General features: G+C 60.5%; 24 protein-coding genes. 11 read left to right on the top strand and 13 right to left on the bottom strand.

All coding sequences use genetic code 11. The features are described from left to right. The first annotated feature begins 18 nt into the window (after positions 1-18). On the top strand, positions 19-1,077 hold the full coding sequence (gene dctP / locus KUW67_RS06310; protein ID WP_224824452.1) for a TRAP transporter substrate-binding protein DctP: 1,059 nt from the start codon (positions 19-21) through the stop codon (positions 1,075-1,077). A 107-nt stretch (positions 1,078-1,184) separates the two neighbouring features. On the opposite strand, the gene KUW67_RS06305 is transcribed toward dctP, so the two are convergent. Beyond that, positions 1,185-1,655, bottom strand: coding sequence for a tetratricopeptide repeat protein (locus KUW67_RS06305; RefSeq protein ID WP_224824451.1), 471 nt, complete (start codon positions 1,653-1,655; stop codon positions 1,185-1,187). A gap of 45 nt (positions 1,656-1,700) precedes the next feature. On the opposite strand from KUW67_RS06305, the gene KUW67_RS06300 reads away from it, so the two are divergent. Further along, positions 1,701-2,939, top strand: a complete 1,239-nt coding sequence (locus tag KUW67_RS06300) for a cytochrome-c peroxidase (protein WP_224824450.1) — start codon at positions 1,701-1,703, stop codon at positions 2,937-2,939. A gap of 41 nt (positions 2,940-2,980) precedes the next feature. Here KUW67_RS06300 and KUW67_RS06295 read toward each other — a convergent pair whose 3' ends face one another. Both KUW67_RS06295 and KUW67_RS06290 read right to left on the bottom strand, forming a co-directional pair. Further along, entirely contained in the window at positions 2,981-4,189 is a 1,209-nt protein-coding gene (locus KUW67_RS06295; protein ID WP_224824449.1) for a glycerate kinase, read from the bottom strand. A 21-nt stretch (positions 4,190-4,210) separates the two neighbouring features. Continuing rightward, positions 4,211-5,461, bottom strand: a complete 1,251-nt coding sequence (locus tag KUW67_RS06290) for a urate hydroxylase PuuD (protein ID WP_224824448.1) — start codon at positions 5,459-5,461, stop codon at positions 4,211-4,213. Between the two features lie 106 nt (positions 5,462-5,567). Between KUW67_RS06290 and KUW67_RS06285 the strand changes: the two genes are divergently transcribed. Continuing rightward, the gene (locus tag KUW67_RS06285; RefSeq protein WP_224824447.1) at positions 5,568-6,482 is read left to right on the top strand and encodes a LysR family transcriptional regulator; all 915 of its coding nucleotides are present in this window, start codon (positions 5,568-5,570) and stop codon (positions 6,480-6,482) included. 6 nt (positions 6,483-6,488) lie between these two features. Here the strand turns inward: KUW67_RS06285 and uraH are convergent, their stop codons facing one another. Then, complete coding sequence (gene uraH, locus KUW67_RS06280; protein WP_224824446.1) at positions 6,489-6,842, bottom strand: hydroxyisourate hydrolase; 354 nt, start codon at positions 6,840-6,842, stop codon at positions 6,489-6,491. A gap of 155 nt (positions 6,843-6,997) precedes the next feature. On the opposite strand from uraH, the gene puuE reads away from it, so the two are divergent. From puuE to KUW67_RS06265, 3 genes are read left to right on the top strand one after another with little or no spacing between them, the layout of a single operon-like run. Further along, positions 6,998-8,413, top strand: a complete 1,416-nt coding sequence (gene puuE / locus KUW67_RS06275; protein WP_224824445.1) for an allantoinase PuuE — start codon at positions 6,998-7,000, stop codon at positions 8,411-8,413. Continuing rightward, entirely contained in the window at positions 8,410-8,889 is a 480-nt protein-coding gene (locus KUW67_RS06270; protein ID WP_224824444.1) for an ureidoglycolate lyase, read from the top strand. Before puuE ends, KUW67_RS06270 begins: the two co-directional genes overlap by 4 nt. 54 nt (positions 8,890-8,943) lie before the next feature. Next, positions 8,944-10,371: a uracil-xanthine permease family protein gene (locus tag KUW67_RS06265; protein ID WP_224824443.1), complete on the top strand. Its 1,428-nt coding sequence runs from the start codon at positions 8,944-8,946 to the stop codon at positions 10,369-10,371. A 91-nt stretch (positions 10,372-10,462) separates the two neighbouring features. Here KUW67_RS06265 and KUW67_RS06260 read toward each other — a convergent pair whose 3' ends face one another. Genes KUW67_RS06260 through bhcA form a run of 5 tightly spaced genes read right to left on the bottom strand, consistent with a single transcriptional unit; the run spans position 10,463 to position 15,796 of the window. Beyond that, entirely contained in the window at positions 10,463-11,443 is a 981-nt protein-coding gene (locus tag KUW67_RS06260; protein WP_224824442.1) for a type I glyceraldehyde-3-phosphate dehydrogenase, read from the bottom strand. Positions 11,444-11,464: 21 nt separating this feature from the next. Continuing rightward, positions 11,465-12,430, bottom strand: a complete 966-nt coding sequence (gene bhcD, locus KUW67_RS06255; RefSeq protein ID WP_224824776.1) for an iminosuccinate reductase BhcD — start codon at positions 12,428-12,430, stop codon at positions 11,465-11,467. A 23-nt stretch (positions 12,431-12,453) separates the two neighbouring features. Continuing rightward, positions 12,454-13,620 (bottom strand): 3-hydroxy-D-aspartate aldolase BhcC, encoded by a 1,167-nt coding sequence (gene bhcC, locus KUW67_RS06250; protein WP_224824441.1) that lies wholly within the window; start codon positions 13,618-13,620, stop codon positions 12,454-12,456. A 14-nt stretch (positions 13,621-13,634) separates the two neighbouring features. Further along, on the bottom strand, positions 13,635-14,606 hold the full coding sequence (bhcB, locus tag KUW67_RS06245; protein WP_224824440.1) for a beta-hydroxyaspartate dehydratase BhcB: 972 nt from the start codon (positions 14,604-14,606) through the stop codon (positions 13,635-13,637). Next, on the bottom strand, positions 14,606-15,796 hold the full coding sequence (gene bhcA / locus KUW67_RS06240; RefSeq protein WP_224824439.1) for an L-aspartate--glyoxylate aminotransferase BhcA: 1,191 nt from the start codon (positions 15,794-15,796) through the stop codon (positions 14,606-14,608). Before bhcA ends, bhcB begins: the two co-directional genes overlap by 1 nt. Before the next feature lie 188 nt (positions 15,797-15,984). On the opposite strand from bhcA, the gene bhcR reads away from it, so the two are divergent. Then, on the top strand, positions 15,985-16,788 hold the full coding sequence (gene bhcR, locus KUW67_RS06235; RefSeq protein WP_224824438.1) for an HTH-type transcriptional regulator BhcR: 804 nt from the start codon (positions 15,985-15,987) through the stop codon (positions 16,786-16,788). 95 nt (positions 16,789-16,883) lie between these two features. Here bhcR and KUW67_RS06230 read toward each other — a convergent pair whose 3' ends face one another. Next, positions 16,884-17,711: a bifunctional allantoicase/(S)-ureidoglycine aminohydrolase gene (locus tag KUW67_RS06230; RefSeq protein WP_224824437.1), complete on the bottom strand. Its 828-nt coding sequence runs from the start codon at positions 17,709-17,711 to the stop codon at positions 16,884-16,886. 185 nt (positions 17,712-17,896) lie between these two features. Between KUW67_RS06230 and KUW67_RS06225 the strand changes: the two genes are divergently transcribed. Further along, complete coding sequence (locus KUW67_RS06225; RefSeq protein WP_224824436.1) at positions 17,897-18,988, top strand: hypothetical protein; 1,092 nt, start codon at positions 17,897-17,899, stop codon at positions 18,986-18,988. A gap of 60 nt (positions 18,989-19,048) precedes the next feature. Then, positions 19,049-20,041, top strand: coding sequence for a hypothetical protein (locus tag KUW67_RS06220; RefSeq protein WP_224824435.1), 993 nt, complete (start codon positions 19,049-19,051; stop codon positions 20,039-20,041). A gap of 215 nt (positions 20,042-20,256) precedes the next feature. On the opposite strand, the gene KUW67_RS06215 is transcribed toward KUW67_RS06220, so the two are convergent. Beyond that, the gene (locus KUW67_RS06215) at positions 20,257-20,670 is read right to left on the bottom strand and encodes a VOC family protein (protein ID WP_224824434.1); all 414 of its coding nucleotides are present in this window, start codon (positions 20,668-20,670) and stop codon (positions 20,257-20,259) included. A 106-nt stretch (positions 20,671-20,776) separates the two neighbouring features. Here KUW67_RS06215 and KUW67_RS06210 point away from each other — a divergent pair, with 106 nt between their 5' ends. Beyond that, positions 20,777-22,069 carry an O-acetylhomoserine aminocarboxypropyltransferase/cysteine synthase family protein gene (locus KUW67_RS06210; RefSeq protein ID WP_224824433.1) on the top strand — a complete coding sequence of 431 codons (1,293 nt, stop codon included), beginning with the start codon at positions 20,777-20,779 and terminating at the stop codon, positions 22,067-22,069. Between the two features lie 4 nt (positions 22,070-22,073). Continuing rightward, positions 22,074-23,120: a zinc-dependent alcohol dehydrogenase family protein gene (locus KUW67_RS06205; protein WP_224824432.1), complete on the top strand. Its 1,047-nt coding sequence runs from the start codon at positions 22,074-22,076 to the stop codon at positions 23,118-23,120. Here KUW67_RS06205 and KUW67_RS06200 read toward each other — a convergent pair. After that, the gene (locus KUW67_RS06200) at positions 23,117-23,545 is read right to left on the bottom strand and encodes a peptidylprolyl isomerase (protein WP_224824431.1); all 429 of its coding nucleotides are present in this window, start codon (positions 23,543-23,545) and stop codon (positions 23,117-23,119) included. The genes KUW67_RS06205 and KUW67_RS06200 overlap by 4 nt on opposite strands. 134 nt (positions 23,546-23,679) lie before the next feature. Next, positions 23,680-24,363 (bottom strand): SIMPL domain-containing protein, encoded by a 684-nt coding sequence (locus KUW67_RS06195; protein WP_224824430.1) that lies wholly within the window; start codon positions 24,361-24,363, stop codon positions 23,680-23,682. Between the last annotated feature and the right edge of the window lie 83 nt (positions 24,364-24,446).

The raw sequence follows: 24,446 nt of genomic DNA, 5'->3' as shown, positions 1-24,446 counted from the left end.
CTGAAAGGGAGGTTCATAATGCTTAAAGGTCTCACCAAGTCGCTCGTCGCAGCGACCTTACTGGCAGCCATGCCATTAACCGCGATTGCGCAGGAATACACCTTGCGCGCCACGGCCAACTCCAACGAAAACGACGAAGATTACGACGGCCTCGTGGTCTTCAAGAACTATGTCGAGGCGGCCTCCAACGGCGCCATCGAGGTTGAGCTGTTCATCGGCACGCAGCTCTGCTCCAAAGGTGCGGAATGCCTGCAGGGCGTCGCAGATGGCTCCATCGACATCTACATTTCCACCTCAGGTGGCGCGTCCTCGATCTTTCCATATGTGCAGGTGCTCGACCTGCCCTACCTGATGGCCGATGACCGCATTGCCGAGCATGTCCTGTCAGGCGATTTCACCCGCACCATGCGCGAAATGGCGCTGGAGGACAGCGGCGACGCGATCCGCTTGATGACCATCGGCAACACCGGCGGCTGGCGCAACTTCGCCAACACCCAGCGCCGCGTTGCAACGCCCGCTGACATGGGTGGCCTGAAAATCCGCACTGTGGTCGCAGACCTGCCGCAGGAACTGGTCCGCGCGCTTGGGGCCTCCCCCACGCCGATCCCGTGGCCTGAGCTTTTCACCAGCTTCCAGACCGGCGTCGTTGACGGCTCCAAGAACGGGATCACCGACATCATGGGCATGAAATTCCCTGATGCGGGCCTGCAATATGTGACGCTGGACGGCCACGCCTACATGGGCGCGCTGTGGTGGATGTCGAACGAAAAGTTCATGTCCATGCCGGAAGATATGCGCCGCGTCGTGGTCGATGGGTTCTATGCGCTGCAGCAGGCAACTTTCGCCTCGCCCAAGCGTAAATCCATTCAGGCCTATGAGGATTTCGTCGCCGGTGGCGGTGATCTTTACGTCCTGACACCGGAAGAAAAAGCCGCCTTCGCCGAAGCCGCCACCCCCGTCTATGATTGGTTCCAAGCCAATGTCGACGGTGGCGAGCGCATCTATAACGCGCTTGTCGAAGCTGTGGCAGAAGCCGAAGCCGAGGTTGGCGCCGCACGGGACGCCGACCTGAACTAAGCCAATCTGAAAGGCGCCGCCCCCCAAAACGCGGCGCCTTTCATCTTTGCAAAAATACTCTTGCCGAAGGCATCCGACGCTTCCAAGGGCGCAAAAGCCCGTTACACTCAGCGAAACGGATACATCCACACCCGGTAATCATCGATCAACTCATGCGCCTTTTCGATCTGCTCAGCCGTCATCTTTTTGACCACCTCTTCCTGCGAAATCGCAGCGTCCGGATCGCCGCCAATCGCGCTGAGCACATACCACATATACGCGCGGATCAGGTCCGGCGCGGGCATGCCCAGACCGACCTCGTAATACCAACCAACCCCGCTTTGCGCGCCGGGATGGCCTTTCATGGCGCTGCGCAGATACCAGTCGAAGGCACGGACGTAGTCCTGCTCGACCCCCAGCCCGAGGGCATACATCACGCCGATCAGCTCTTCAGCATCGGCGTTGCCCGACCGCGCGGCGGGCCAAAACTCCTCCATCGCCTCTTCAAAGCGCCCCGCCTCCATCAGGTCGCGGCCTTTTTCAATTTCGGCCAGCGCAGGGACGGCCAGAAGGCAGAGGGCAGCAGCATATTTCAGCATCTTTGGGTCCTTGCGTTGGTCGCGACACCTGCTGTTTCCCAGCCGATGAGCGACGCTGATTTCCATCCCGCCGATCCGTTACAGGCGGCCTTGGGGCAGCTTTTGTTCTACGATAAGATCCTGTCGGGAAACCGCAATATCTCTTGCGGGACGTGCCATCATCACGATTTTCACGGGGGTGACGGGTTGAGCCTTGGGATTGGCGAAGGCGGTGTCGGGTTGGGGCCGAAACGCACCGCTGGAACGGGCGAGGATCGCATCCGCAAGCGCATTCCCCGCAACGCGCCCGCGCTATGGAACCTGGGCCATCGCAGCGTGGATATTCTGTTTCATGACGGGCGGCTATCGGTCAGTGATGATTTTGAGAACGGCTTTAACTCCCCGGCTGAGGAATGGCTGCCTGGCGGGCTGGATCATATCCTTGCCGCGCAGGCGCTTTTCCCGCTGACGGCGCAGTTCGAGATGGCGGGCAACCCGAAGGAAAACGAAGTCGCAGGGGCCGTGCATGACCGCATCGACGCCGCTTGGCCAATCATCGCTAAGCGCGTGCGTGTGATCCCGGAATATGGTGGGAAGTTTGTTGAGGCCTTCGATCATATTGACGCGCCTGAGCAGGTCACGATTGTAGAGATCGCGAATGCTCTGGGCGCGTTCATGAATGCGGAATGGCGCAGTTTTGACAGCCCGTATGATGCATTCTTAACCGGCGTGCCGTTAGCTGACGATGCCGAGGCCGGGCGGCGTTTGTTCTTTGGCAAGGCAGGTTGTGCAGACTGTCATCGCGGGCCGCTTTTCACCGATCAGGGCTTTCATGCCCTCGCACTTCCGGCGTTCGGGCCGGGTCGCACGCGGCGCTTTGATCCGATGCCGCGCGATGTGGGGCGGATGGGCGAAAGCGATGCGTTGGAGGATGCCTACCGCTTCCGCACGCCGTCCTTGCGCAACGTCGCACTGACCGCGCCTTATGGGCATAATGGGGCGTATCCGGACCTTGTAGGGATCGTGCGGCACCATCTGCAACCTTTGTACATGCGGGCGGCGTGGGCGCGGGAGACGGCAGCACTCCCGATTGTCGAATGGCTGGAAGAGATTGATTTCGTTATTCAATCCGACGCTCGAGAGATGGCGCGGCAAGAGGCGAAGGTCGATATCGCGCCGCGCGATCTGAGCGACCGGGACGTCGCGGAGTTGGTCGCGTTTTTGCACAGTCTCACCGGTGCGACGGCGCGGGCGCGCCCATTGGGACGACCTGAGACCGTCCCCAGCGGATTGCCTGTGGATTAGGGCGGATGCCTCCGGCGGAGGTCTTTTGGGACAAAAGAAGCTCAGGTGCGGATCAAGATGCCGAGGTCAGCGACATTGGTACCGGTACCGCCGGTCATCAAGAGGCTCTCGCCTGCTTTGAGGGCGGCGTAGCTGTCGTTGTTGGCCAGAAGCGCGTCCGGATCATGGCCTGCGGCGCGGATTTTTGTGAGCGTCGTTTCGTTCACGACGCCGCCGGCGGCATCCGTGGGCCCGTCGCGGCCATCGGTGCCACCTTGCAGGTAGGTCCAGTTCTCCCACCCTTCGGCGGCCGCGATCTTGGCGACGCGGAGGGCAAGCTCCTGATTGCGCCCCCCTGCACCGGTGCCTTTGATCTGCACGGTGGTTTCGCCTCCGAAAAGCGTGGTGCCGGGGCCATCATGGTAGTGCTGGGCGACGATCTTGGCGGCCTCAGCCACATCGCCGACCAGATGGGCGTTGCCGATCTTGGCCGACGGAGCGGCGGCCCGCATGGCGTGCAGGCTTTTGGTGTTGGAGCCGATCAGGATGTTGTGGGCCGAGGGCGTTTCTGGCGTGGGTGGATCGGCCAAGAGATGGCGTTGCACCGTCGCTGGGCATGCGTCCCAGATGTTTAGAGCTTGCAAGGCAGCGCGCGCGTCTGCCGCGGTGCCGATGGGCGAGACCGTGGGGCCAGAGGCGATGGCGCGCAGGTCGCCCCCGATCACATCCGACAGGATCAGGGCCGTGACGGGCTGCGGCGCGGCATGGCGGTTCAGGCCACCCCCCTTGAGGCGCGAGAGGTGTTGGCGCACCAGATTGGTTTGCACGATATCTGCACCGCTGGCCAAGAGCAGCTCATTCACGCGGGCCTTGTCGGCCAGGGGGATCCCACCGACCGGGGCGGGCAGCAATGCAGAGCCGCCCCCGGAAATGAGCGCCAGAACGGGGCGCGTGTTCACCGCCAGCGCTTTGAGGATCGCGGCGGAGGCTTGCAGCCCGACCCCGTCAGGCACCGGGTGGCTGGCGGCAAAGACCTGTGCATTTGGCACGTCGCGGGCGTTTTCGGGGTTCGTGACGATGATCGCACGAGGCTGGGCGTAGTGCGCCATCGCGGCTTCGGCCATCCGGGTCGCCGCCTTGCCAATGGCAAGGATCAACGGATCGTCCAATGTGATGCGGTTCAACGCAATCTGGGTCGCGGCGTAAGGGTCGGCGGCGGCCACGCCAATATCAAACAGTCGGCGGGCTTCCAAGGCGGGGTCAGTGATCATGGAGGCAAGATGGACCGACCGTCAGTTCGCTGCAAGCTCCACCTGACGGGCGGCTTTAAACCACGCGCGGATCTTGGCGCGCTCTTCGTCCTCCATCCAAGTCAGATTGCCCGGCGGCATTGCGTGGCTGACACCCGATTGCAGGTAAATCTGGCGCGCGTTCATGGCGATGTCGGCCTCCGTCTCCAGGTGAACACCTTTGGGAGCCCAGCGCATGGAGGCACTCCAGACCGGCTCGCGAGCGTGGCACATTGAGCAGCGGCCCAGCACGATATTGGTGGCATCCTCAAACCCGTCGGCGGCGGCAAAGCGTTGCGCGGTTGGCGTCATTGCCTGTTCTTCGGGCAGATCGTCGATAGTGCGCAACGGCGCGGTGGAGAGCCACATGATGCCGATAAACAGAAGAACCGTCGCCGCGATGGCCCAGGTCGGGTTGCCTTTGCGGGCATGCATCGAGTTGAAATAATGCCGGATCGTGACGCCCATCAGGAAGACCAGCGCTGCGATGATCCATGCGTAATCCGTGGCAAACGCGAGCGGATAATGATTGCTGAGCATCAGGAAAATGACCGGCAGCGTCAGGTAATTGTTATGGGTCGACCGCAGCTTGGCGATCTTGCCGTATCTCGGATCCGGCATGCGGCCTGCTTTCAGATCGGCCACCACGATGCGCTGGTTGGGCATGATGATGAAGAACACGTTGGCTGTCATGATGGTGGCGGTGAACGCGCCCAGATGCAGCATTGCGGCGCGACCCGTGAAGACTTGGTGGTAGCCCCAGCTCATCACGACGAGTGCCACAAAGAGGAGCAACATCAAGGCGTTGGGGTGCTCTCCTAATGGGGATTTGCAGGCCTGGTCATAGATGATCCAACCGATGGTCAGGGAGGCTGCCGAGATCAGGGTCGCCTGAAAGGTGCTCAACTCCATCTTGTTCATGTCGATGAGGAACATCTCTGCCCCCGCCCAGTAGACGATCATCAACAGCACAGCGCCTGAGAGCCATGTCGCGTAGCTTTCCCATTTGAACCATGTCAGATGGTCCGGCATGTCCTCTGGCGCGACGTTGAATTTGCGGATGTGATAAAACCCGCCACCATGGACCTGCCATTCCTCGCCGGACGCGCCTTTCGGCAGGCCCGGTGCTTGCCGCAGCCCCAGATCGAGCGCGATGAAATAGAACGAACTGCCGATCCATGCGATGGCAGTAATCACGTGCAGCCAGCGAACCGCAAAGCCCGTCCAATCCCACATCACGGCAAAATCATACATCAGCGCATCTCCTTTTCGGCCACTCTAGTCCGCCGTGGTTTTTTCTTGAATTCCAATATTATTCCAATCAGTTTCAAAGAAAGCCGAATAATACGGAAAGGCCTTCATGTCCTACTTCGACACGATCAAAACCTTTGTGCGTGTCTATGAATTGGGCAGTATGTCAGCCGCGGCGCGCGATCAACGGGTCTCTCCGGCGGTGGCCTCGGCGCGAATCGGGCAGTTGGAGCAGCATCTGAACGTGCGCCTTTTCACCCGGACCACCCGGTCCCTGCAACCCACCGAGCAAGGGCGCATTTTTTTCGAAGGCGCGCAGCGTATTCTGGAGGCGGTGGTGGAGGCCGAGGCAGCGGTGCAGGACGTCACCGGCAACCCGCGCGGGTCGATCTTTGTGGCCGCCCCTTTGGGCGTCGGGCGGCGGTTCATCGCGCCTTTGGTGCCGGATTTCAAAGCAGAGTTCCCGTTGGTCGATATCAGGCTGCGCCTGTCGGATCGTACAATCGACGTGGCCTCCGAAGGGTTGGATCTGGCGTTTTTCCTTGGCACCCCGCAAGACAGCGCGTTGAAGATGCGCAAGCTGGCAGATTGCCCGCGCTTGCTGTGCGCCGCACCAGCCTATCTGGACCGGCGCGGCGTGCCAGAGGATGGACCGGCCCTGGTCCGCGACAGGCATGATTGCCTGGCCTTGCGCTTTCCCGGCGCGACAGAGTTTCAATGGCAGTTGCAAACGCCGGATGGCCCAGAGCGTTTCGCGATCAAAGGCCCGTTTGAAAGCGATGATGGCGACGTTCTGACCCAATGGGCGCTGGACGGCCATGGCATTGTGATGAAACCGTTTTTCGAGGTGTCAGAATATCTGTCGAGCGGTGAGTTGGTTGAGGTGTGCGCCGCAACCCCGCCCCTTCCCGTGCAGCTGGGATGCCTTTATCCGCACCGCCGCAGGCAAGACCCGAAAGTGCGTTTGCTAATCGAGTTCATGGCGGGGCGCATCCCGGATATGATGCGGTCTGACCGGGGCTAGACCGCATCAACTGCCCCGATAGGTCGAATACCCAAAGGGCGAGAGCAGCAGCGGCACGTGATAATGCGCGCCCTCCGACATACCAAAACGCAGCGGGATCACATCTAGAAAACGCGGGGATTCCGGTGGGCTGCCGACCGCATCCAGATAGGCACCCGCATGGAAGATCAGCTCATAGGTGCCGGTTGCGAACTCGGCTTCGGGCAGGATCTGGCTGTCGGTGCGCCCATCATCGTTGGTCTCAAGCGTGCGCAGATGGGTGCGGGTGTCGCCCTCAATCCGAAAAAGCTCAATCTTGAGGCCCTGCGCGGGTTTTCCGAGCGCCGTATCAAGAACATGGGTCGTCAGATAACCTGCCATCAGGTCTCTCCCTTGCGTGGGGTGAATGCTGATCTGACACTGGGTCAAACCTGTGTCAGAGGAAAGCCCAAGCGATACAAAACTCTTTCTGGATTTTCTTGAAAGTCAGGTGGATTGTTTTGGAATAGAAGGAATTAGACACGAGGGATGCAACAGTGAACCGATATCAGCGCGACATGCAGGGCTATGGGGCAAATCCGCCGGATGCGGCTTGGCCGGGAGGGGCGAAAATCGCCGTGCAATGCGTGGTGAATTACGAAGAAGGCGGCGAAAACAACGTCTTGCATGGCGATGCCGCGTCGGAGGCGTTCTTGTCTGAAATCGTTGGCGCGGCGGCTTGGCCGGGTCAGCGGCACTGGAATATGGAGTCGATCTATGAGTACGGCGCGCGGGCGGGCTTCTGGCGGCTTCACCGGTTATTCACGGGGATGGGGGTTCCGGTGACCGTTTACGGCGTTGCGACGGCCCTCGCCCGTTCGCCGGAACAGGTCGCCGCGATGCAGGACGCCGAGTGGGAGATTGCAAGCCACGGGCTGAAATGGATTGAGTACAAGGATTACACGCGTGAAGACGAAGCCGCTGACATGGCAGAGGCTGTGCGGCTGCACACCGAAGTGACGGGCGAGACGCCGCGCGGCTGGTATACCGGGCGCTGTTCTGAAAACACCGTTGATCTGGTGACCGAACATGGCGGCTTTGACTATGTCAGCGACAGCTATGCCGACGATCTGCCCTATTGGCACCATGCGCATGGGCGCGATCAGTTGGTCATTCCTTATACGCTGGACGCCAATGACATGCGGTTCGCCACGCCGCAGGGTTTCAACGCGGGCGATCAATTCTTTGCCTATCTGAAAGACAGCTTCGACGCGCTTTACGCCGAAGGGCTCGAGGGCGCGCCGAAAATGATGAATATCGGGCTGCATTGCCGCCTGATCGGGCGGCCGGGGCGGGTTCAGGCGCTGCGGCGGTTTCTGGACTATGCAGCAGGGCATGAGGGCGTGTGGTTTGCACGCCGGATCGACATTGCAGAGCATTGGGCGAAGACGTATCCGCCTGTGCAATATGACCGCCCCTCTGAGATGGAAAAGGGCGCGTTTGAAAAGGCTTATGGATCGATCTTCGAGCATTCGCCGTGGATCGCAGAGGGCGCATGGGCGCTAGAACTGGGGCCTGCCCATGACACGGCGGTTGGTCTGCATAATGCGCTGGCGAGGGTATTTCGCAGCGCGTCCGTGGACGCGCGGATGGGCGTTCTGAAGGCGCACCCAGATCTGGCGGGAAAGCTGGCGGCGGCCAAGGCACTGACGGCTGAAAGCACCGCTGAACAAGCTAGCGCAGGGCTGGATCACCTGACCGATGCCGAGCGCGCGCGATTTACCGAGCTGAACACGGCTTACGTGGAAAAGCACGGATTTCCCTTCATCATCGCGGTGCGCGACCATGACAAGGCCAGCATCCTCGCCGCGTTCGAACGGCGCATCGCCCATGACACAGACGCAGAGTTCGCCGAGGCCTGCCGTCAGGTCGAACGCATCGCGCTGCATCGCCTCAAGGAGATACTTCCGTGATCACAACACAGCCCCTGACCCCCGCTGCTTTTGCTCCGTTTGGCGATGTGCTCGACTGTGCTGGCGACCCCGACACGCTGATCAACCAAGGGCTTTGCGGGCGCTTTCACGACCGCGCCCGGATCGACGTGCTTGGCGGGCGTGTGGGCATCAGCCTTTTCAACGCGCAACCGCGCAGCCTGCCCTACACGCTGGACATGATGGAGCGGCATCCGCTGGGCAGTCAGGCTTTCATCCCGATGACCGAGCATCCGTTTCTTGTGGTCGTGGCCCCCGATCAGGCAGGTGCGCCAGGCGCACCGCAGGCCTTTCTGACCGCCCCCGGTCAGGCCATCAACTTTCACCGGAACACATGGCACGGGGTTTGCACACCCCTGCACGCACCGGGACTATTTGCCGTCGTCGACCGAATTGGCGAGGGCGAAAACCTGCAGGAGCATTGGTTCGAGGAAGGATATACGATCCACGCCCCTTGATGTGAGAGCCGCCGCAGAAGTGGCCTCATGGGACAGCTGACAAGGAGTATTATCATGGCTGACACGTCCATCGGAACGCCCGCGCAACTGCGAGACCCGAATTACACACCCGGCTCGGGCAAAGCGATCCCCTTGGGGATTCAACACGTTCTGGCGATGTTCGTCTCGAACGTGACGCCCGCGATCATCGTCGCGGGGGCGGCGGGCTTCGGCTTCGGGTCGAACTCACCCGACTTTCCGGAACTGCTGTATCTCATCCAGATGTCGATGCTGTTTGCGGGTGTGGCCACGTTGATGCAGACAATCACCGTTGGCCCTGTGGGGGCCGCGTTGCCCATCGTGCAAGGCACATCCTTCGCGTTTCTACCCATCATGATCCCGCTTGTGGCAGGCAAAGGTGTGGACGCTTTGGCCGCGTTGTTCGGCGGCGTGATCATCGGTGGTCTGTTCCACGCGGTATTGGGCCTGTTCATCGGCAAAATCCGCTTTGCGCTGCCGCCACTAGTGACGGGCTTGGTCGTTACGATGATCGGTCTGGCACTCGTCAAGGTCGGTATCCAGTATGCGGCGGGCGGCGTGCCAGCCATCGGCACCCCGGAATATGGCAGCCTGCTGAACTGGTCAGCGGCGCTGGTGGTGATCTTTGTCACGCTGGGCCTGAAGTTCTTCACCAAAGGCATGATCTCGATCTCGGCCGTGCTGATCGGCCTGATCGCGGGCTATGTTTACGCGCTGGCGGTCGGCATGCTGTCCTTTGAGGCGATTGCGACCTCGTGGGAGCGCTCTGCCGCCTTCGCTCTGCCCCAGCCGTTCAAGTACGGGTTTGAGTTCTCGACCGCGGCCATTGTCGGCTTCTGCCTGATGGCCTTCATCTCGGCGATTGAGACGGTCGGCGATGTGTCGGGCATCACCAAAGGGGGTGCGGGCCGCGAGGCGACCGATAAAGAGATCGAAGGCGCGACCTATGCTGATGGTCTGGGCAGCGCTTTGGCCGGTGTGTTCGGCGGCTTTCCCAACACCTCGTTCAGCCAGAACGTCGGCCTGATCGCCATGACCGGCGTTATGAGCCGCCATGTGGTCACCTGCGGTGCGATCTTCCTGATCATTTGCGGCTTGGTGCCCAAGGTCGGCGGCGTGATCCGCACGGTGCCCATCGAAGTGCTGGGCGGCGGCGTGATCGTCATGTTCGGCATGGTCGTGGCCGCCGGTATCTCGATGCTGTCGGATGTGGACTGGAACCGCCGCAACATGGTGATCTTCGCGATTGCCCTGTCGGTGGGTTTGGGTCTGCAGTTGGAGCCGGGTGCGGTGCAATACCTGCCCGACACGCTGCGCATTCTGATGACAAGCGGTCTGTTGCCAGCGGCCCTGATTGCGATCGTGCTGAACCTGATCCTGCCCGAAGAGCTAAGTGGGGAGGCAACCGAAGAGGTGTCCGGCGGACTGACCGGCCATGGCAAGGGGTCCTTGCCGGGCAAGTAATTTGAGCGGTTTACGAGTGCTGGGCCTCTGCCTTCGGGCGGAGGCCTTTTTTATGCGCCTCCGGCGGGGATATCTGGGCCAGAATAAAAGCCTATGATGTCATCAGACGCGCCACATCAAGCATCCGGTTCGAAAAACCCCATTCGTTGTCATACCAACCGAAGACCCGCAGCATATCGCGGCCTACGCGGGACGTCTCAGGCGTGGCGAAGATGATCGAAGCGGGATGCGCGCGCAGATCGCTTGAAACGACGCAGTCGTCTGTATGGGCAAAGACCGGCGCGGGGGCAGCTCGGAGCATCGCATTGGCGGTGTCGGTATCAGGGCAATTTTCAAGTTGAACAATCAGATCGACCGCCGAGACCGACGCGGTAGGAACGCGGACGGAGTGGCTGGTGACTTTGTCGGCAAGCTCTGGCAGCACGAGATCGGCAAGGGTCGCGGCACTGGTTGTCGTGGGGATCATAGACAGCGCAGCAGCGCGGGAGCGGACCATATCGCCTCGCGGGGCATCTACGGTCGGTTGGCTGCCCGTGTAGCAGTGGATCGTCGTCATGTGGCCCGAGATCAGGCCATAGGCATCGTCGAGTAGTTTAAGCGTCGGGGCCAGCGCGTTGGTGGTGCAGGACGCGTTCGAGACGATGGTTTGGTCTTTGAGGGCCGCGTCATTGGCACCCATGACGAAGGTCAGATCCGCCTCGGGTGACGGGCCGGAGATGAGGATTTTGTTGGCGCCTGCTCTCAGGCCTCGTTCGGCCCAGGCGCGGGTGTCGGCTTTGCCGGTGCATTCCAGCAGCAGGTCGACGCCATTAAGGTTAACACCAGAGATATCGGGGGTTTGCGTCAGCGGGATATGGGTGGCGTTGAGGATCAGGGCATCGTCGGTATGGCCAACCTCTCCAGGGTAAAGGCCGAAGACGGTGTCGTATTTCAGCAGGTAGGCGACCAGATCAGGCGCGGCGATATCGTTGAGGGCGACGAGTTCGAACCCGTCGCCCTTCTCTGTCGCCAAGAGCCGGAGGATGGAGCGCCCGATGCGCCCCAAGCCGTTGATTGCAATGCGGATCGTCATAGTCTGTCCCTCTGGCGAGGGTCAGAAATCGACCCGTTGCGCCACACCTTTTTCCACCGCAAGATCAACCACTTTTGCTGCCACGGCAAGGTCTTGCAGACCGACGCCCGTGCCGTCGAAAAGCGTGATCTCATCATCGCTGGTCCGGCCCTTGTGGGTGCCGTTGATGACTGCACCGACCTCAGCGATGTCGCTTTCCTTGATCGTGCCTGCGGCAATGGCGTGCTGGGCCTCTCCGATACTGATCGACTGGGCGACCTCGTCGGTGAAGACGGTGGCGCTTGCAACCAGCGCTGCGTCGACCTCTTGCTTGCCTTTCGTGTCGGTGCCCATTGCTGCGATATGCGTGCCGGGACTGACGTGATCAGCCATCAGCGAGGCGGAGAAGGCGGAGGTGATCGAGATGATCACATCGGCCTCGACCATTCCGGGCAGATCGACGGCTTCAAAGGGCAGGCCAGCCTCGGTCGCGATCTTTTCAATGTTCGGCAGCATGTCGGGGTGGTAATTCCAACCGATGACCTTTTCGAAATTGCGGTGCTTGAGAGCGGTGCGCAGCTGAAACGTGGCCTGATGGCCTGCGCCAATCATGCCCAGAACCTTGCTGTCAGGGCGCGACAGATGCTTGATCGACACCGAGGATGAGGCTGCCGTGCGTAGGGCCGTCAACAGGTTGCCGCCGACCATCGCCTTGACCTTGCCGGTATCGGGATCAAACAGAAACACAGTGGACTGGTGATTGATCAGCCCGCGTTTTTCCAAGTTGTTCGGCCAGTAGCCGCCAGCCTTGAGGCCCAGCGCCATGCCGGATTTGTCGAAGCCCCCTTTGAAGCCATAGAGCGCATCTTCATGGCCGATGGCTTCACGGATGACGGGGAAATTATACGCATCGCCGCGCGACATGGCGGCGAACACAGATTCAACGGCCTCAAAGCTCGCATCAGCGTCAATGAGATCGGCGATCGCCCCTTCCGGGACGATCACGATACCTTCAGATTGTGCAGTCATGATTAGTAGGCTTTACCACGCGCCGACACGGGCCAGAGCGTTTCGACCTTGCCGTTGCGAACACCAACATACCAGTCATGCACGTTGCAGGTCGGGTCGCAGTGGCCCGGCACAAGCCGCAGCTTGTCGTTGACCTTCAGCGCGCCTTTTGGGTCGCTGACCACGCCATGCTCGTCCGAGCATTTGACATAAGTCACATCATCACGACCAAAGATCACGGGCAGGCCGCTATCCACGGATTGGGCTTTGAGACCGGCGTCGACAATCGCTTTGTCGGCCTTGGCGTGGCTCATCACCGAGGTCAGGATGAACAGGGCATTTTCCCATTCCCCCTGGTCGATACGGTTCCCGTCCTTGTCTAGAATACGGCCATAATCTGCGTCCATGAACGCGTAGGAGCCGCACTGCAATTCATTATAAACGCCGGAGTTTCCTTCAAAATAATAGGAACCGGTGCCGCCACCGCCGACAATGTCGCACTCAAGACCGTGCTCGTCTTTCAGGGTGTCGACGGCGTCCTTCACCATGGCGACGGCAATGTCGATCTTGGCTTTGCGTTCGTCATAGCTGTCGAGGTGCTGCATCGCGCCTTGGTAGGCTTGGATGCCTGCAAATTTCAGACCCTCGGCAGCGTCAATAGCTTTCGCGATTTCAACTACTTCCGGCGTTGTCGTCACGCCGCAGCGACCTGCGCCGCAGTCAATCTCTACGATGCATTCGATTTCCGTGCCGTGCTTGACGGCAGCTGCCGACAGATCGGCGACATTGTCGACATCATCCACGCAGCAGATCGCACGCGCGCCCAGCTTGGGCAGACGTGCCAGACGGTCAATCTTGGCCGGGTCGCGAACCTGATTGGAGACCATGACGTCCTTGATACCACCACGGGCAAAAACCTCGGCCTCGGATACCTTCTGACAGCAAACGCCGACAGAGCCGCCCAGCTTTTCCTGAAGCAAAGCCACATCGACCGATTTGTGCATCTTGCCATGCACGCGGTGACGGACGCCCATTTCGCGGGCGAAACGGCCCATCTTTTCGATGTTGCGCTCAAGCGCGTCGAGGTCGAGCACAAGGCACGGCGTCTGGATCTCAGACTCATCCATGCCAATAGCGGCGGGGATGTCATAACCGACCTCAAGGTCGTCGAATTTCACTGGTGCGTTCATAGGTTCTCTCCCTCTTAACCTTTGATCCAAGGCAATGTGTCCATATCGACATTGCCTCCGGTGATGATGACGCCTACGCGCTTGCCCGCGAAAACGTCCTTATTCTTCAAAATCGTGGCCATCGGAACGGCGCAGCTGGCCTCGATCACGATTTTCATGCGCTGCCATGTGAGCTTCATCGCGTCGATAATCTCTTCCTCGGACGCGGTGAAAATGTCGGTCACATGGTTGCTGACGAAATGCCATGTGAGGTCTTTGAGCGGGACCTTCAAGCCGTCGGCAATTGTGACAGGCGCGTCATCAGCAATGATATGGCCCGCTTTGAAGCTGCGATAGGCGTCGTCGGCCTGCTCGGGCTCGGCGGCGTAAATCTTGACCTCGGGCGCGAGGTTGGACAGCGTCAGGCAGGTGCCCGACACCATGCCACCACCACCAATGGGCGCGATCACACAATCCAAGCCGTCGGTCTGCTCCATCAGTTCTTTCGAGCACGTGCCCTGCCCTGCCACGACGCGTGGGTCATTGTAGGGGTGCACGAACTCCGCGCCGGTGCGCTCCTGTACTTCAGCGAACACCTCTTCGCGCGAGGTGGTGGAGGGTTCGCATTCCGTGATAATCCCGCCATAGCCCCGCACGGCGGCTTTCTTGGCCTCTGGCGCTGTGCGCGGCATGACCACGTTGCACGGGATGCCGCGACGACCTGCGGCGTAGGACAAAGACAGCGCGTGATTGCCTGAGGAATGGGTGGCGACACCCTTCTCAGCCATCTCGTCGCTTAAACCGAAGACCGCGTTCGAGGCCCCACGCACCTTGAACGCGCCCGCCTTCTGGAAGTTCTCGCATTTGAAGAACAGCTCTGCCCCCGTCAGTTCATTGAAATAGGACGAGGTCAGCACGGGCGTGCGGTGAATGTAAGGCTCGATCCGCTTATGGGCGGCCAGCACGTCTTCGATCGTTGGGATATACTCAGGTGCCATATCTTTCATCACGCTGCTTTCTTCAAATCAGTGGACGCCGTGTTGCGGTAAATCTCTTGCGCGGCCGCAACACCAGACCCTAGTTTCACATCGAGACCCAGATCAACCATCGCCATTTCAACGGTGGCGAGACCCGAAAGAACCATCGCATCGGTGAGCATCCCCAGATGCCCGATTCGGAACACTTTGCCCGCCACATCGCCCAGACCAACCCCGAAAGCCATGCCGTAGGTATCGGCACAATGGGTCACGATATCGGTCGCGTTGAACCCCTCAGGGGTGCGAACGGCACTGACCGTGTCAGAATACACGTCCGGCGAGGCTGCGCAAAGGGGCATGCCCCAGGCACCCGCTGCCGCACGCACGCCAGTGGCCAAACGGGTGTGGCGCGCAAAGACATTTTCAAGCCCTTCGTCCAGCAACATATCGCAGGATTGCTTGAGACCATTCATCAGGCCGACGGCGGGCGTGTAGGGATAGGCCCCTTTCTCGTAACCCGCGCGCATGTCGCGAATATCAAAGAAGGTACGCGGCAGCTTGGCGGCCTCTATCGTGGCTGTGGCTTTCGGGCTAAAGGCCGTGATCGCCAGACCTGCGGGCAGCATGAAGCCTTTTTGCGAACCGGTCACGGCGATGTCGACGCCCCATTCATCAAAGCGAAAATCCATCGACGCGATGGAGGACACGCCATCAACCAACAACAGCGCCGGGTGGCTTGCCGCGTCCATCGCATTGCGCACAGCCGCGATGTCGGATTTCACGCCTGTTGCGGTTTCATTATGGGTGGCCAGAACCGCTTTGATCTTATGGCCTTTGTCGGCGGTCAGCGCCTCCTCGAAGCGATCAGCCGGGATGCCCTCGCCCCAAGCCACGTCGATGATCTGCACATCCAGCCCGTGGCGTTCGCACATATCAATCCAGCGATGGGAGAACATGCCATTGCGCGCCATCAGAACCGTGTCGCCGGGGCTGAGCGTGTTGGTGATCGCGGTCTCCCAACCGCCGGTGCCGGTGGATGGAAAGATGAACACCTCGGCCACATCACTTTTCAGGATGCGCCGCACGCCGTTCAGCGCAGGATAAAGCATCTCGGCAAAGATCGAGCTGCGGTGATCCAGCGTTGGCATATCACACGCCTTGCGCAGGCTCTCGGGCATATTTGTCGGCCCGGGAATGAAAACGGGGTTCTGGAATGACATGATGGCTCCTCCCTCATCAATGGTTGCCCAGTTTATACGGGAGTGCGTTTTGACTTGATATATTTTTGAAAAAGTTTTTCATTATGAGCATAAAATACGAAAAACCATATAAAACAAATGCTTATATTTTTTCATTTTAGGACCTATAGCGCAGATAAATGAAAAAATAAAACGCGAAGGGATCAAAAATGGCGGAAAAACGTGCGCGCGGGCGACCTCGCGCCTTTAACGACAAGTCGGAACAGAATCGCGTGCAGTCGCTTGATCGGGCACTTGATATCCTCGACTATCTGGCCATACATCCCGGCGCGACCCTGTCCGAGATCGCCTCTGATCTGGAGCAGTCGGCGGCCACCGTCTACCGCGTCTTGTCGACCTTCGCAGGCCGCGATGTGGTCGAGTTTGAAGAGATCAACCAGACTTGGGCCATCGGCGCAGGCGCGTTTCGTATGGGGTCGGCCTTTCTGCGCCGCACTTCAGTGGTGGAGCGAGCAAGGCCCACAATGGCCGCCCTGATGGACAGCACCGGCGAGACCGCAAATCTGGGCGTGGAGCGCGGCGGCAAGGTCCTCTTCATCTCTCAGGTCGAAACCCATGAAAGCATCCGCGCCTTCTTCCCCCCCGGCACGCAAAGCCAAATGCACGCCTCCGGCATCGGAAAGGCACTGCTGTCCACTTTCGATCCGCAAAAGGTCGCCCGGATCATGCGCGCCACCCCGATGGAGGCGTTCACCGGCAAGACCCTGACCTCCCTGCCCGCCCTTGAGGCAGAGCTGGAGACGATCCGCGCCCAAGGCTATTCATTTGATGACGAGGAAAAGACAACGGGTATGCGCTGCGTCGCGGCCCCGGTGCGCGATGCGTCTGGATTGGCCGTCGCCGGTTTGTCGGTCTCCGGCCCCACAAGCCGCATGACCGATGCTGAAATCCCGCGCATCGCGACCCAAGTGATGGCCGCCGCGCGGTCGCTGTCGGAAAGTCTGGGCGCGTGAGGTAGACCTTGCCGTTAGGTATTTAAGGACAAAAGAAGCCGGAAGGCGCCGTTAAGGTTAACGCGCCGGAGCCTGCTTGTTTTGTCTCTAAATACCTAAAGACCGACCCCGAAGGCGGCATGCCGGTTCACGTCTTTATAGAGCAGATAGCGAAACTGGCCCGGACCACCCGCATAACAGGCCTGCGGGCAAAATGCGCGCAGCCAGAGGAAATCACCCCCCTGCACTTCGACCCAGTCGCGGTTCAGCTTATAGGCCGCTTTGCCTTCCAACACGAAAAGCCCGTGCTCCATCACATGGGTTTCCTCGAACGGGATCACGCTGCCCGGCTCAAACGTCACGATGTTGACATGCATGTCATGGCGCAGATCATCCGACCGCACAAAGCGCTGGGTGGCCCAGCCACCATTGGTGTCGGGCATCGGCTCTGCCTCGACATCCTGTTCGCGGGTGACGAAAGCCTCAGGCGTTCCCAGCCCTTCCACCGGGGCATACCGCTTGCGAATCCACAAGAACCGCGCCGGTTCATCGTGGCGGTTATGCAAGGTCCAACTGCTGGTCGGCGGGATGTAGACATATCCCCCTGGGCTCAACATGTGAGCTTGCCCGTCCAGCACAAGCTCCAACGTGCCATCCATCACAAACAGCACGGATTCGATGCCGTCCTCCGTCTCGGGTCGGACCGAGCCGCCCCCCGGCGCAACCTCGACCAGATATTGCGAGAACGTCTCGGCGAAGCCTGAAAGCGGGCGCGCCAGAACCCAGGCGAATGTCGCATCCCAGAACGGCAACGCGCTGGTGACAATGTCGGCCATCACACCGCGCGGGATCACCGCATAGCTTTCTGTGAACACCGCACGCCCGGTCATCAAATCCTGCTGCGTTGGCAGGCCGCCTTGGGTGCTTTGATACCGCGATGTCATGGGCGCTCTCCTCTAAAGTGGTTACCTTGAACAATTTCGACGGACGCGCCTACGGAGATCTCGTCAGCCTTGCCCAGAAGCAATTACCGGATAATTTTGACAATCGCCACGCGCTTTGCTGATTTATCGCGTTAATCCGCGACGCTCTCTGGACGGGTCGGCGCCAACACGTTACGCCGCTTTTCATGTTGCATGTCGCCCCTTTGAACAGCGCGGTGCTGCCCGTTGATGGCCCTCGCCGGGACCACATCGTCGAGGCGCAATACCGCCCCGAGGGATATGACGCGGGCTATGATTTCAGCACGCTTTGGTATGATGCGATCTGGGACGGGCGCGATGTGGTCCTGACCTGCCCACGCCTGTTGAACCTCGCACGGCTTTTCAAAACCGGCACCGTTTTGCTGGACGCCCTGCCCGCCGCGCGCCCCCGCATCAGCACCCATCGCCGCCATGACATCGTACGCATCAATGCGCCTTTGCAGCCTGCACATCTGAGTTTGCGCGCCGAGGATATGGATCTCAGCACACCCATTATGCGCGCGGATTGGAACCGGTTTCGCGGCAAGAATGTCCATCTGGCCATAAGCCGCGACAACGATCTGATCTGGCTCAAGGATTTCGCGCAGTATCATATTGTCGAGCACGGCCTGCAGGCGATGATCGTCATCGACAATGGCTCCACCGCTTATACGCCCGAGGAACTGGCCCAGACGCTACTTTCCACCGGACTGGAAGACGTGCTGATCTTGCCTGCCCCCTTCGCCTACGGCCCGTTCGGGCTAAAGCCCTTCTCGCGCCGTGCCAAGTTTCTGCAAACAGCACTGCTGAATGCCGTGCGGATGCGCTATCTCAGCCGCGCACGCGCCGTGTTGAATTGCGACATAGACGAGCTGGTCTGGAGCAAGTCCGGCTCCATCTTCGATCTGGCGCGCAAGAGCCTGCTGGGTGCTGTGACCTTCCCCGGCATCTGGCGCTTTCCGGTGGAAGGCCATGAAGGATTTGCCCGCCACCGCGATCACCTTGGGATCATCGAGGATGTTGGCCCTTGCCCCCCGAAATCCTGCATCGTGCCCACAGGCCCACTTAGGCGCCTGCAATGGGATGTGCACGGGTTCGAGTTGCCGCCGCTGGCCCGCCTCACACGGACGTCGCGCGCAGGCTACTGGCATTTCCGCGCGATCAGCACCAATTGGAAGCAGTTTGACAGGCTCTCCCGCCGCGCCACTGCCCCTGACCCTGACACTGTTGCGACGCTGGCCCGCGTCTTTCCCGAGTAACCTCTTTCACGCGCGCGCCCGGCCACCTATACTGGGCGTCAACAAACCGGCAGGCAGAGCATGGCCCCCAAAAAACCGTTCAATATCCTGATCGTCGGGCAAGCCGGTCGGCTGCAATACGAGGCGATCCTCTTTGCCGCGTCCCTGCGCGCCAACAGCCCCGAATTTAACGGCAAACTTGTGGTAGCCGAGCCGCAGCCGGGCCCCCTCTGGCCCCGCGATCCGCGGATGACCGACGATGTGCGGACCGTTCTGGAAGACGAGCTTGGTGCGACGATCCTGCCGTTCGAGAGTCGCCATTTCGGCGCGGCCTATCCTTATGGCAACAAGATCGAAGCCTTGGCCTGCCTGCCCGAAAAAGAGCCGTTCGTGTTCTTCGATACCGACACGCTGGTTCTGGATGAGATTACCGAGGTGCCGTTCAAATTTACCAAGCCGCAAGCCTCCATGCGGCGGGAAAACACATGGCCGAAACTAGAACTTTATGGCCCCGGATATAACCAGATCTGGGGGTCGCTTTACGACAAGTTCGGCCTCGACTTCGAAAGCTCGCTCGATCTGAGCCAACCTGACGAGTACTGGCGGCGCTATCTTTATTTCAACGCAGGTTGGTTCTTCTACAAAGACCCCGCTGCTTTCGGTCAGCGCTTTGCCGAATACGCCTGCGCGATCCGCGACGACGCCCCGGCAGAGCTCGTGTGCCAATCGCTGGACCCATGGCTGGATCAAGTCGCCTTGCCCCTTGTGATCCACAGCTTCAAAGGCGGGCGCGATACGTTGCCTGACGGCTTGCTGGATGGCTCGGTCACATGCCATTACCGCGTGCTGCCCTTGCTTTATGCGCGCGAGGCAGACCGGGTGGTCGAGGTGCTGGAAGAGGTATCCGCGCCGAACAAGTTGAAGAAAGTGCTCAAGCAGTATGATCCGATCAAGCGGATGATTTACCAAAAGCGCGGCCACAAGGTGCGCGCTCTCTTTGATCGGGACAACCTGCCCCGCAAGGAACAGGCAATCCGGAATACGATCAAACGAGAAGGGTTTTGGTTGCGTTGAAAGTGCCCCGCACTTTCAACGACCCCGACAGGTGAATTTCGAAGAAAATCACGGAAAAGGCGGTAATCTGAAGTCTAGTGAAAACTTGGCAACCTCCTTGGGGTTCCACCCCAAACCCCGAGGTATTTACGGACAAAAGAAGCTGCTAAGCGCGCATTAACCTTAACGCATGTGGCGCCTTCTTTTGTCTCTAAATACCTAAAGATCCGCAACCCTCAGCCCGCGAAGACACCTGCCATTTCGCGAAAGCCCTTCACCTCGACCGGATTGCCGGACGGGTCGCGAAAGAACATCGTCCATTGCTCGCCGGGTTCCCCTTCAAAGCGCACCGATGGCGGGATGACAAAGGCAACGCCTGCGGCCTTCAGGCGATCCGCAAGACCGTCCCATTCGGCCTTGCCCAGCACCACACCGAAATGCGGCATCGGCACCAGATGCTCGCCCACATGGCCCGTGGCCTGGGTTGGAAACGGCTCGCCCAGATGGAGGCTCAACTGATTGCCGTAGAAGTCGAAATCGACCCAGGTGTCTGTCGAACGCCCCTCGGTCGCGCCCATGACGCCGGTATAAAAGTCTCGCGCCTCGTCCAGATCGCGAACGTTGAACGCCAGATGAAACGGTTGTGCCATATGCTGTCCCTCTCCCAACACGGCCCATGCTCTAGCAGTTGTGATGCCGCCCCAACTGCCCTACACCTTTCGCCGACCCTTTGACAGATGCCTTGAGGAGCACATCATGACCGACGGACCCAGCTACGGCTTTGACACCCTGCAAATCCACGCAGGCGCGCGGCCCGACCCGGCCACAGGCGCCCGGCAAACCCCGATCTACCAAAGCACCGCGTTCGTCTTCCGCGATGCCGATCACGCCGCTGCTTTGTTCAACCTTCAGGAAGTCGGCTATATCTACTCGCGCCTGACCAACCCGACCGTCGCCGTTCTGCAAGAACGCATCGCGACGCTTGAAGGCGGCGTCGGCGCGGTTTGCTGCTCGTCCGGTCACGCCGCACAGATCATGGCGCTTTTCCCGCTGATGAGCCCGGGCAAGAACGTCGTCGCCTCGACCCGGCTTTATGGCGGCACGGTCACGCAGTTCTCCCAGACGATCAAGCGCTTCGGCTGGTCCGCGACCTTCGTTGATTTCGACGATCTGGACGCGGTGAAAGCTGCGATCAATGACGACACACGCGCAGTTTTCTGCGAAGCAATTGCCAATCCGGGCGGATATATCACCGATCTGGACGCGATCAGTGCAATTTCCGACGCAGCCGAGGTTCCGTTGATCGTCGATAACACGTCGGCCACGCCATACCTCTGCCGCCCCATCGAGCATGGCGCGACGCTGGTGGTGCATTCGACCACGAAATACCTCACCGGCAACGGCACCGTCACCGGCGGCTGCGTCGTGGATAGCGGCAAGTTCGACTGGACTGCGAATGACAAATTCCCGTCCCTCAGCGCGCCAGAGCCTGCCTATCACGGCCTCAAATTTGCCGAGACGTTTGGCCCGCTGGCCTTCACCTTCCACGGCATCGCCATCGGCCTGCGCGATCTGGGCATGACGATGAACCCGCAAGCCGCCCATTACACGCTGATGGGGATCGAGACCCTGTCGTTGCGCATGGAGCGTCATGTGGAGAACGCTCAGAAAGTCGCTGCCTGGCTCGAGACCGATCCGCGCGTCGACTACGTGACCTATGCAGGGCTGCCTTCGTCGCCTTACTATGACCGCGTCAAGAAAATCTGTCCGCGTGGGGCGGGTGGCCTCTTCACCGTTGCAATCAAGGGCGGCTATGAAGCTTGCGTCAAACTTGTTGATAACCTTGAGATTTTCAGCCATGTCGCCAACCTTGGGGACACCCGCTCGCTGATCATCCACTCTGCCTCGACCACACATCGGCAACTGTCGGCAGAGCAGCAGGAAGCAGCTGGCGCAGGGCCGAATGTGGTTCGCATCTCTATCGGGATCGAGGATGCCGACGACCTGATCGCCGATCTGGATCAGGCGCTGGCAAAAGCGACGGCATAGCGCAATGAAGGCGGCTTTGCTGCGCGCGTTTGGGAACACGGTCGGGATCGAAACGGTTCCCGACCCCACCTGCCCGCGCGACGGGACCGTCATCAAGCTGGAGGCCTGCGGCGTCTGCCGGTCAGATCATCACGCGTGGGTCGGTGCAGACCCTGACGTGGCCTTGCCGCATATCATGGGCCATGAACTTGCCGGTGTCGTGGCAGAGGTCGGCCCCGACTGCACGGCCTTCAAGCAAGGTGACCGTGTTACAGCGCCCTTCATCTTGGGCTGCGGCACCTGCTCTGATTGCAGCGCAGGCCAGCCAACCGTTTGCGAAAGCCAAGACGTGATCGGCTTCACCTTCTGGGGTGCCTTTGCAGAATACGTCGCAATCCCTCATGCCGACTACAATCTGGTCCACATCCCCGAGGCTATCGGCTTTGCCGAGGCCGCGGGCATGGGCTGCCGCGTCACGACCGCTTGGCGCGCCCTGTCCGACCGCGGCGCCTTGCGTCCCGGCGAATGGCTGGCGGTGCATGGATCAGGCGGTGTGGGCCTGTCCGCCGTTTTGCTTGCCAAATCCATGGGCGCCCAGGTCGTCGCGGTGGATATCAGCGATGATGCTTTGGACAAGGCCCGCGCCTTGGGTGCTGACGCGGTGGTGAACGCGCGCGGCGGCGGGGCACCCGAAGAAATCCGCGAACTCACCGATGGTGGCGCGCATGTCTCTGTTGATGCGCTTGGCATCTACGACACGTTCGACGCCTCGCTGAAATCCTTGCGCAAATTGGGCCGTCATGTGCAAGTCGGCATGCCGGTGGGCGATCATGCCACGGTCCCGCTGCCCCTGCTTGAGCTGGTCTACGCGCGCCAACTGACCTTGCACGGAATGCGCGGACTTGGCGCACAAGGCTTCCCCGCGCTTTTCGCCAAGATCGAAGCGGGCGAGTTGAATATCGCCCAGCTCGTCACCGCGCGCCTGCCGCTCTCAGGCGTCACCGACGCGCTGCGCGCCATGGACGGTGCGCAGCAAGCGGGTGTCGCAGTGATTACCGAGTTTGACCGCTAGGCGATCTCAAGCAGTTCAATGTTGAACACCAGATCCTGCCCGGCCAGCGGGTGGTTGGCATCCAGCGTCACGCTCTCGTCTGACAGCTCGATCACCTTCACGGGCATCGCGCGGCCATCGGGGGTCTGCATTTGCAGCATCGTGCCGATCTCAAGCGGGATATCTGCAGGGATCTGGTCACGCGGGACGGCCTGACGGGCATCCGGGTCGGCCTGACCATAAGCCTCGTCGCACGCCACCAGAACCGTCTGCTTGTCGCCCACAGACATGCCGGGGATAGCCTTGTCGAGACCGGGTATGATCTGGCCCGAACCCACGGTGAACTCCAGCGGATCGCGCCCTTCGGAGCTGTCAAAAACCGTGCCGTCGGCCAAGGTGCCGGTGTAGTTCAGTTTCACCGTATCGCCGGTTTTCACTTCGCTCATAGGGTCGTCCCTTTCGTAATCATTATCATGCAGTCCCACCGAACTGGCGTGACTTTTCGCGGACACCCTGCCTTAAACGCCCCCCAGTCGAAACCGGGGGTGCGGATTTGTCGCCACGCGGGCGTGTCGCGGGCTTACTCGCTTGCAAAGATCATCGTCACGGAGGCCGAGATCACCATCTCACCTTCGGCCACAGGCACGGCCATATCGGCACTTGCCATACGCATTTCAGCAACCATTGGCGTGGGCATCTGCACCCCGACCTCGCGCAACTCGATCATCGTGCCGAGGGTCACGCCGGCTGCATCCGCGTAAAGTGCGGCCTTCGCACGCGCCTCGGCAACGGCGGCGCGACGCGCCTCTTCCAACAGCGGCGCGCGGTCAGCGATATCAAAGGTCAGACCGCGAAACTGGTTGGCCCCATCTGTCACCACAGCCCCCAGCACATCGCCCAGCTGGGTCAGGTCGCGCACGCGCACGCTGATCCCGTTTTCGGCGAAATATCCAATGATCCGAGGGGCTTCGCCTTCGCGTGTCGCGCGGTTGTCCCAGCGCGGGTTCAATTGCAGCGCCGTGGTCTGGATGTCGCGCGGCGCAATGCCAGCGGCCTCCAGCACGCCCTGCACGCGGATCATTGTCTGCGAGACTTGCGCCATCGCGTCTGCCGCATCTGTCGCCTCGGCCGTGACCCCCATCCGCACCGTCGCCATATCCGGCACCGCCGTGATGCGCCCCTCTCCGGTGACGACAATGCGCCCGTCTTCTTGCGCCCAAACCGGGCTGGCCACCAACATCGCAACGATCAAAATCCAACGCATCTCAAGCTCTCCTGTGCTCGTTTGTCTGAGTGTTACGTCCCTTTGACGCAGCCCGCCATGGGATCCTTGGCTTTTTCTTCCCC

The organism is Cognatishimia sp. MH4019, from assembly GCF_020177595.1.
Taxonomy (GTDB): Bacteria; Pseudomonadota; Alphaproteobacteria; order Rhodobacterales; family Rhodobacteraceae; genus JAHTBL01.
The sequence above is the reverse complement of the archived record's forward strand: the minus strand, read 5'-3'. Positions and strand labels throughout refer to the sequence as shown.